Source organism: Microbacterium sp. ZW T5_45, from assembly GCF_044987415.1.
GTDB lineage: Bacteria > Actinomycetota > Actinomycetes > Actinomycetales > Microbacteriaceae > Microbacterium.
In genome coordinates this window covers 20143-28715 of record NZ_JBJDRJ010000046.1, presented here as the reverse complement: position 1 = coordinate 28715, position 8573 = coordinate 20143, and the positions used below count along the sequence as shown (strand labels likewise).

Below are 8573 nucleotides of genomic sequence, written 5' to 3'. Positions count from 1 at the left end.
CTCCCGAAGCGAGTCCGATCAGCCGATCTCGTTCTCGATGTCCGACTGCGCCTGCTCGAGAGCATCCTTGGCAGGGGTGCCGTTCTCGTAGATCTCGTTCAGCGTGATGTTGCGGAACTGGTTGTCGACGACGGGCAGGTTGTCGTTCGCGAACGAGCCGAAGTGACCGATGCCGTCCTTCACCGAGTTCAGCACGTCGAACAGGTTCGTCGTGAAGTACTTGTTGAACTTGTTCTCGGGATTCTTGGTGACGGACTCGTCCTCCCAGACCGACATGTTCACCGGGTCGAAGCCGAGGGTCTCCCAGACCGCGATGTTCGCGTCGAGGGAGAGCTTGGCGTACGCGAGGAACTCGGCACCCAGCTCCTCGTGCTCGGTGCCGCGCAGGACCGTGGTGCCGGTTCCCCCGCCACCGATGGTGAGGACATCCGAGCCTTCGATCTGCGGTGCAGGAGCGATGGCGATCTTGCCGGCCAGGTCGGGCATGTAGTCCACGAAGCGAGAGGTGTACCACGCCGGGTACACGATCGCCGCGTAGTCGCCGGCGTTGATGGCGCCGTACGCCTCTTCATCGTCGGGGCTGCCGCCGGGGATGGTCGAGATCGCACCGGCCTCCTTCATCGTCTTCATCGTCTGGAACATCTCCATGGTCTTGACGACCTCGGGGCTGTCCACCGTCGGAGACCCCATGCCGTCGTCGTCGAAGAGCTGCCCGCCGTTCTGGGCGATCGCCAGGGGTTCGGTGAAGAACACGCCGGTGCTCGCGACGCTGAACGCCTTGCCGGTGTCCTGGTTGTACTTCTGGCCGGCCGCGGAGAAGTCGTCCCACGTCTTGATCGTCGTGTAATCGATGCCCGCGCCCTCGAGGAGCTCGGTGTTGTAGAACGCCACGAAGGCGCCGACGTGGGTCGGGTAGCCGTAGATCTTGCCGTTGCGGGTGTAGAGGTCGAGACGAGCCTGGACGATGTCGTCCTTGTACGGTGCCGCGGCCTCGGTGAGGTCGTACAGCGGCGGGTTGTCGCCCTTGACGAAGTTGCGGAACTTGCCGACCTCGATGTCGGCCAGATCGGGCATGCCCTCACCGGAGTTCACGGCGAGCAGCAGCTTGTCGTGCATGTCCTGATAGGGGTAGACCGTGATGTTGAGGTCGATCTGCTTGTCGGGGTTCTGCTCGTTCCACTTTTCGGCCATCTCTTCGTAGACCTGGCCGTGGAGCTCGGCGAAAACCCACATGTCGAGCGTGGTGGTGCCGTCCTCGGCACCGTCGTTCGCATCTGTGCTGCCGGATGTGCAGCCGGACAGGGCGCCGACGGCCAGACCTGCCGCGACCGTTGCGGCGAGAATCCTGCGGATTCGCATGGTGGTACTCCTGACTGTGTTGGGTAGTGCGGATGGGGGTACTGCGGGATGGAGGTCGTGCGGGATGGAGAGGTTCGGGTCAGCCCTTCAGGGCACCAGCGGTCATCCCCTGGACGAAGAAGCGCTGGAAGGCGAAGAACAGGATCAGCAACGGGATGAGCGAGAAGAACGATCCGATGATGAGCAGCTCGTAGTTGTTGCCGTAAGGGGTGAGCAGCGTGTTCAGACCGATGGGCAGGAGGAACTTGTCGGGCGAGCGCAGCACGAGCAGCGGCCACAGGAAGTTGTTCCAGATGGTCATCCCATTGAGGATCGCCATCGCCGCGAAGGCGGGTCGGGCGATCGGAACGACGAGACGGAAGAAGATGCCGAACTCGCTGACCCCGTCGACGCGACCGGCCTCGAGGAGCTCCTTCGGGATCCCCAGGAAGTACTGCCGGAAGAAGAAGATCGTCACCGCCTGCGCGAGGAACGGCAGGACGACGATCCAGTACTGGTCGGCGGCGCCGAACTCGTTCACCTGCACGTAGAGGGGAAGCATCAGCATCTCGAACGGGATCGTCATGAGGATGATCACGAGCAGGAAGCCGAATCGCTTGCCGCGGAACTCGTACATGGCGAAGCCGTACGCGACGAACGAACTGACGAGCAGCGTTCCTGCGACCTGCACCGTCGTCACCCAGAGGCTGTTCCAGAACCACTGGAAGTAGTAGCCCGAGTCGGTGAACAGCATCACGTAGTTGTCGAAGTTCAGTGTGGCGACGTCGATCGCGAACGAGATGCCGTTGCGGATGACGTCGTTGCCGTTCTGGAACGTGCCGATGAAGATCGCCACGATGGGGATCAGGGCGACCACCGCGATGGCGATGAGGAGGACGCTCTGGATGACGGATGCCGTGCGCGCGGTGATACGAGGACGCGGGCCTGCGGGAGTCGGGCGCTTCGCGCTGTCGGGGGAGGTGATCGTCTGCGTGGCGGTCATCGCGTCGACTCCTTCTTGAACGTTCCCGTGGCGGTGAGCTGAGTGAGGTTGATGGCAAGGACGAGCACCAGCAGCACGACGCCGACGGCGGACGCGAAGCCGAGATCGTTCTCCTGGATGCCCTTGCGGTACAGGTATCCGACGATCGTGAGTCCCTGGTTGTTGGGGGAGTTGTTGCCGGCGTAGAGCATGAAGCTCTCGAGGAACATCGCGAGACCGCCGTAGACGCTGATCGTCGTGACGTAGACGATCGTCGGCTTCAGGTTCGGAAGCGTGACGTGGAAGAACTGCTGGATCTTGCTCGCGCCGTCGATCGACGCGGCCTCGTAGTACTCGGTGGGGATGGCCTGCATGCCCGCGAGGAAGTACATGGTGTTGACACCCGTCCACCGCCACATGGCGAGCAGCAGCAGCGCGGTCAGACCCGTCAGGTCCTCGCGCAGCCAGCGCACAGGGCCGAAGCCGAAGAACTCGATGACCTGGTTGATCAAACCCGACTCGGTCTCGGCGAACATGAGGCGGAAGACGATTCCGGCGACGACGACCGAGGTGAGGGCCGGCACGAACAGCGACGACTTGAAGATGGTCTTGACCCGGTCGCTGCCGACGCGGGAGTTGATCATCGCGGCGAGCACCATCGGGATCGGCACCAGCAGGATCATCGTCAGCACCATGTAGCGGATGCTGTTGAACATGGCCTTCCAGAACACTCCGTCGCGCCACAGGCGCTCGTAGTTCTTCGTGCCGATGAACGACGCCTCGCCGTACAGGACCTCCTGGAAGCTCATGATCACGGATCGACCGACCGGGATGAGCCAGAAGATCACGAGTGTGAGCAGGAACGGCAGGATGAACAGGTACGGTGCGAGGCGCTGGTTGTAGAGCAGCTTCTTCATCCGGTGGCCCTCTCGTGATCGACGGTGATCTGGGTTTGCACGCGATGTTGCGCGTCGTCTTGACAGAACCGGTGTCGTTCCGTCCAAGATTGTTTTTACAACGTTGCATTCGGGGCGTGACTCTTGTCAAGTCCGGATGTGCGGTCGTGACCGAAATCGAACCCGAGCGGTCTGAATCGAAGGAGTTCCTGCATGGCGGGCGAGATCTGGCGAGACCCGACGGTCGATGTCGAGGCGCGGGTGGATGCGGTGATCTCCGAGCTCACTCCGCAGGAGAAGATCGCGCAGCTGGGCTCCTATTGGGCCGACGAGCGCGGGTCCGACGACATCATCGCGCCGATGCAGGACGTGTTCTCACGGGGACGCGCGCCGTTCCCGCAGGCTGTGCAGGACGGCATCGGACAGCTCACCCGGGTCTTCGGAACCCTGCCCGTCACCGCTCGTGCGGGCATGACTCAGATCCGAGATGCGCAGCAGCACCTGCAGAGCGCGACGCGGCTCGGCATCCCCGCCATGGTGCACGAGGAGTGCCTGACGGGCTTCACCGCGCTGGGGGCCACGGTCTATCCGACCGCACTCGCCTGGGGGGCCACGTTCGACCCGGGGCTCGTCGAGGAGATGGGGCACGCGATCGGCCGCGACCTGGCGGCCGTCGGCGTGCATCAAGGGCTCTCGCCCGTGCTCGATGTCGTGACCGATTACCGGTGGGGTCGGGTCGAGGAGACGATGGGCGAGGACCCGTACGTCGTCGCCACCCTGGCATCCGCCTACGTCGAGGGTCTGCAGGATGGCGGCGTCATCGCCACGCTCAAGCACTTCGCCGGCCACGCGACCTCGCGGGGCGGGCGCAACCACGCACCCGTGTCGATGGGGGAGCGCGAGTTCCGCGATCTCGTGCTGCCCCCGTTCGAGATGGCCGTGCGCGACGCCGGCGTGCGCAGCGTCATGAACTCGTACACCGAGACCGACAGGGTGCCTGCCGCGGCCGACCGCTGGCTGCTGACCGAGCTGTTGCGCGGCGAGTGGGGCTTCGAGGGCACCGTCGTCTCGGACTACTGGGCCGTCGCCTTCCTCAAGTCCAAGCACGGAGTCGTCGGATCCATGGCGGACGCGGGTCGACTCGCGCTGCACGCCGGCATGGATGTCGAGCTTCCCGACATCTCGGCGTTCCTGGAGCTGCACACCGACGACCCTGCACCGGACCGCACGGCCGCCGACATCGACACCGCTCTGCGCCGCGTGCTGCGGCAGAAGGTCGAGCTGGGACTCCTCGACGAGGACTGGCGGCCCGCCGAGCCGATCGACCACGATCTCGACAGCGCCGAGAACCGCGACATCGCGCGCCGTCTGGCCGAGAAGTCCGTGGTGCTGCTGCAGAACGACAGCGGCATCCTCCCGCTGTCGACGTCGTCGCAGAAGGTGGCGCTCATCGGGCCCTGCGCTGACGACGCGAGCGCGATGCTCGGTGCATACTCGTTCCCCGTCCACGTGCTGTCCCGGCATCCGGAATTCGGTCTCGGAGTCGAGGCGATGTCGCTTCCGGATGCCGTGCGCGCCGTTCTTCCCTCCGTCGAGGTCGTCGTGGAGCGCGGCTGCCCGTTGCAGGGACCTGCCGACGAGGCGGAGATCGCCCGCGCGGCTGCCGCAGCGGCGGACGCCGAGGTCGCCGTCGTCGTCGTCGGGGATCACGCCGGCATGTTCGGCAAGGGCACCTCTGGTGAGGGATCGGACGCCCCATCCCTCGATCTCCCCGGCGAGCAGGCGCGACTCGTCGACGCCGTGCTCGCCACGGGAACCCCTGTCGTGCTGCTCGTGCTGTCGGGGCGGCCGTACGCCATCGGCCGCTTCGTGGATCGGGCGTCGGCGATCCTCCAGGCCTTCATGCCCGGTGTCGAGGGGGCCGGCGCCCTCGCCCGCATCCTGACGGGCGCGGTCAATCCCAGCGGGCACCTGCCGGTGCAGGTGCCGTTCGGGGCCGCCGCGCTGCCGTACACCTACCTTGCGCCGCCGCTCGGACAGGACGGCGATCGCATCAGCAACCTGTCGATCGCTCCGGCCTTCCCGTTCGGACACGGTCTGTCGTACACGTCCTTCGCGGTGACCGGCCTCACGCTCGACAGTGCGGAGGTCCCCACGGACGGGACGGTCGTCGCGACGGCGACCGTGGCGAACACCGGCGACCGCGCAGGCGAGACCGTCGTGCAGCTGTACGCCGCCGATCCTGTGGCGCAGGTGACCAGGCCGGTGCAGCAGCTCGTCGGCTACTCGCGAGTCTCTCTGCAGCCGGGGGAGAGCACCGCGGTGACCTTCATCCTGCACGCCGATCGCTTCTCGTTCACCGGCATCGCGCGCCGACGCATCGTCGAGCCGGGGGAGATAATTCTCTCGTCGGGACTCTCCGTCGGCGATCTCGCGAGTTCCGCGTCCGTGACTCTGACCGGTCCGGAACGCGACGTCGTCGACCCGGTGCTGCGGACAGCCGTCGCATGAACCCGACGGATGCGCCCACGCTTCGCCCAGAAAATGAAGAAAAGGAACCAGCAATGACCGCTGCCCAGCTGACCATCGATCCGCATTTCGTCACGGGGCGCATCCAGCGGCGCCTGTTCGGTGGCTTCGTCGAGCACCTCGGGCGCCACGTCTACGACGGGATCTACGAGCCCGGTCATGAGACCGCGGATGCCGAGGGCTTCCGTCAGGACGTCATCGATCTGGTGCGCGAGCTCGGCGTGACGACCATCCGCTATCCCGGCGGCAACTTCGTCTCGGGCTTCCGCTGGGAGGACTCGGTGGGTCCGCGGGAGCAGCGTCCCCGTCGCCTGGACCTCGCCTGGCACTCGACCGAGACGAACGAGGTCGGGCTCCACGAGTTCTCGTCCTGGCTCGACAAGGTCGGCAGCGACCTCATGCTCGCCGTCAACCTCGGCACCCGCGGAACCCTCGAAGCGCTCGACCTGCTCGAGTACGCGAACATCCCCGGCGGCACCGCGCTCAGCGAGCAGCGCCGCGCGAACGGCAAGGACGAGCCGTTCGCGATCGAGATGTGGTGCCTGGGCAACGAGATGGACGGGCCGTGGCAGCTCGGTCACCGCTCCGCCGACGACTACGGCAAGCTCGCCTCGCAGACCGCGAAGGGCATGCGTCAGCTCGATCCCGATGTGAAGCTCGTGGTGTGCGGCTCGTCGGCCGCCGACATGCCGACGTTCGGCGAGTGGGAGCGCGTCGTGCTCCACCACACCTACGACGACGTCGACTACATCTCGTGCCACGCGTACTACGAAGAGAAGGGCGGGGACATCGATTCGTTCCTCGCCTCGGCCGTCGACATGGACCGCTTCATCGACACGGTGATCGCGACCGCCGACCACGTGGGCGCCGTGCGGCACTCGTCGAAGAAGATCGACATCTCCTTCGACGAGTGGAACGTCTGGTACATCGACCGCTACCACGGCGTCGACAAGGTCCAGGGCATCGACAACTGGCCGGTCGCTCCACGTCTGCTCGAGGACGTGTACTCGGTCGTCGACGCCGTCGTGTTCGGCAACCTGATGATCTCGCTGCTCAAGCACGCCGATCGCGTGACGAGCGCGTCGCTCGCGCAGCTGGTGAACGTGATCGCGCCGATCATGACCGAGCCGGGAGGCCCGGCCTGGCGGCAGACGACGTTCTTCCCGTTCTCGATCACCTCGCGCCTCGCTCAGGGCGAGTCGCTCGAGCTGAAGCTGGACTCGCCGACCTACCAGACCGCCCGCTTCGGCGAGGTGCCGCTGGTGGATGCCGTCGCGACGCACGACGCCGAGAACGGCCGCTCCGCGGTGTTCCTCGTGAACCGGAGCACCACCGAGTCGATCACCGTCACGATCGATGTGGCGGGTCTCGGGGACGTGTCGGTGCTCGAGACGCACACGCTGACGGATGCCGACGTGTATGCGGCCAACACCCTGGAGAACCAGGAGCGCGTCACCGTCACGCCGAACGAGACGGTCGCGCTCGCGGACGGCACGCTCACCGTCACGCTGCCGCCGGTCTCCTGGTCGGCGCTGTCGCTCGGCTGAGGTCTTCTCAGCCGGTTCCTTGCCGGCACGCCGTCCGTTCCTCGCGAGGAGCTCGACGGGTGCGTCCCTTCCGGGGGCGTGCTCGTCGGGCTCCTCTCGTGTTCTCAGGTGATCGTCGTGACGGCATCCTGCAGCCTGGTCAGCGTGCTCCGCCCGAGCGTGCTCATCGACGGCATGGTCTGCCGGTAGTACCAGACGAGACCCATCGACTGCTGGAACGCCCAGGCTGCTCCGCGTCGCCACTGCAGGTCGTCGACGTCGAGCTCGTCGCGCAGCACCTGGCGAGCATCGGCCTCCAACAGATGCCACGCTGCGACCAGATCGAGGGCGGGGTCGGCCGCGCCGAACCCGCCGGAGTCGAGCACGCCGCTCAGCCGCTCCCCGTCGATCAGGAGGTTCTGCGGGGTGAGGTCGCCATGCGTCATGGCATCGGGATCGGAGCGCGGAAGCTCCCGGAACCCGGCCCACATCCGGCGAAGCTCATCGATCGGCAGCAGACCCTCGCTCTCACGGAAGCAGGTCTGCATCCACTCGTCAGAATCGCGCAGGTCGCCGCCGCGGCCGTCGCCCGAGAACGTCCGTCCCCGCGTGTCCGCCGAGCGCAGCGCGCGCAGCAGCGCCGCGAGATCCCGAGCGAACGCGGGGGAGCGGGCGACGGCGTCGGCGTCGGCCATACGACCGGGCACCCAGGTCTGCACGGTCCAGGGCATCGGGTAGCCGGCATCCGGTCGCCGGATCGCCAGCGGAACCGGCGCAGGGTACGGGGACTGCAGAGCGAACTCGCGCATCGCCTCGGCTTCGCGCTCGAGTCGGGTCGTCTGAGCATCCGAGGGCGTGCGGGGGAAGCGGGCTGTCTTGTCGTCCCCGATCCGGAAGATGGAGTTCACCGTGCCCTCGGCGTCGACCGGGCGGATCTCGGAGTCGCGCCACTCGGGGAACTGCCGGGCGATCAGCGCGCGCACCGTGTCGATGTCGATCGTGATCTCGTCGGCATGCAGGTTCATCGTGGCCAGGGTAGCGGGGCGTGGTTCTGCATGCCGTCGGTGCAGCGCGATGATGGCTCAGAAGTGTTGCTCGGATGCCGACGGGAGAGCCGTTTCTGATCCCTCGTCGTCATGCGGGAAGACGGGCGCGTGCGAGCCATCGGACGCCGCTTATGGATCAAAAGTGCAGCCAGGATGCCGCCGGGAGGAGGACTTCTGATCTTTCGTCGGTCGTCGTCTGGACGGCAACCCGAGATCATTTTTCGGAATATCAGAATTCCTATCGTGAAGTGGGCCT

General features: G+C 66.1%; 6 protein-coding genes. 2 read left to right on the top strand and 4 right to left on the bottom strand.

Features of this window, described 5'->3' with window-relative positions; all coding sequences use genetic code 11:
* Window positions 1-18: 18 nt before the first annotated feature.
* The 3 genes from ACI3KS_RS17435 to ACI3KS_RS17425 form a co-directional block, all read right to left on the bottom strand.
* The gene (locus ACI3KS_RS17435) at window positions 19-1359 is read right to left on the bottom strand and encodes an ABC transporter substrate-binding protein (protein WP_404919802.1); all 1341 of its coding nucleotides are present in this window, start codon (window positions 1357-1359) and stop codon (window positions 19-21) included.
* Between the two features lie 79 nt (window positions 1360-1438).
* Complete coding sequence (locus ACI3KS_RS17430; RefSeq protein WP_404919801.1) at window positions 1439-2341, bottom strand: carbohydrate ABC transporter permease; 903 nt, start codon at window positions 2339-2341, stop codon at window positions 1439-1441.
* On the bottom strand, window positions 2338-3237 hold the full coding sequence (locus ACI3KS_RS17425; protein ID WP_404919800.1) for a carbohydrate ABC transporter permease: 900 nt from the start codon (window positions 3235-3237) through the stop codon (window positions 2338-2340). The genes ACI3KS_RS17430 and ACI3KS_RS17425 overlap by 4 nt, the downstream gene beginning before the upstream one ends.
* A gap of 192 nt (window positions 3238-3429) precedes the next feature.
* On the opposite strand from ACI3KS_RS17425, the gene ACI3KS_RS17420 reads away from it, so the two are divergent.
* Both ACI3KS_RS17420 and ACI3KS_RS17415 read left to right on the top strand, forming a co-directional pair.
* The gene (locus ACI3KS_RS17420; RefSeq protein ID WP_404919799.1) at window positions 3430-5727 is read left to right on the top strand and encodes a beta-glucosidase; all 2298 of its coding nucleotides are present in this window, start codon (window positions 3430-3432) and stop codon (window positions 5725-5727) included.
* Window positions 5728-5780: 53 nt separating this feature from the next.
* Window positions 5781-7292 (top strand): alpha-N-arabinofuranosidase, encoded by a 1512-nt coding sequence (locus ACI3KS_RS17415; protein WP_404919798.1) that lies wholly within the window; start codon window positions 5781-5783, stop codon window positions 7290-7292.
* Window positions 7293-7396: 104 nt separating this feature from the next.
* On the opposite strand, the gene ACI3KS_RS17410 is transcribed toward ACI3KS_RS17415, so the two are convergent.
* Entirely contained in the window at window positions 7397-8296 is a 900-nt protein-coding gene (locus ACI3KS_RS17410; RefSeq protein ID WP_404919797.1) for an aminoglycoside phosphotransferase family protein, read from the bottom strand.
* Window positions 8297-8573 lie beyond the last annotated feature (277 nt).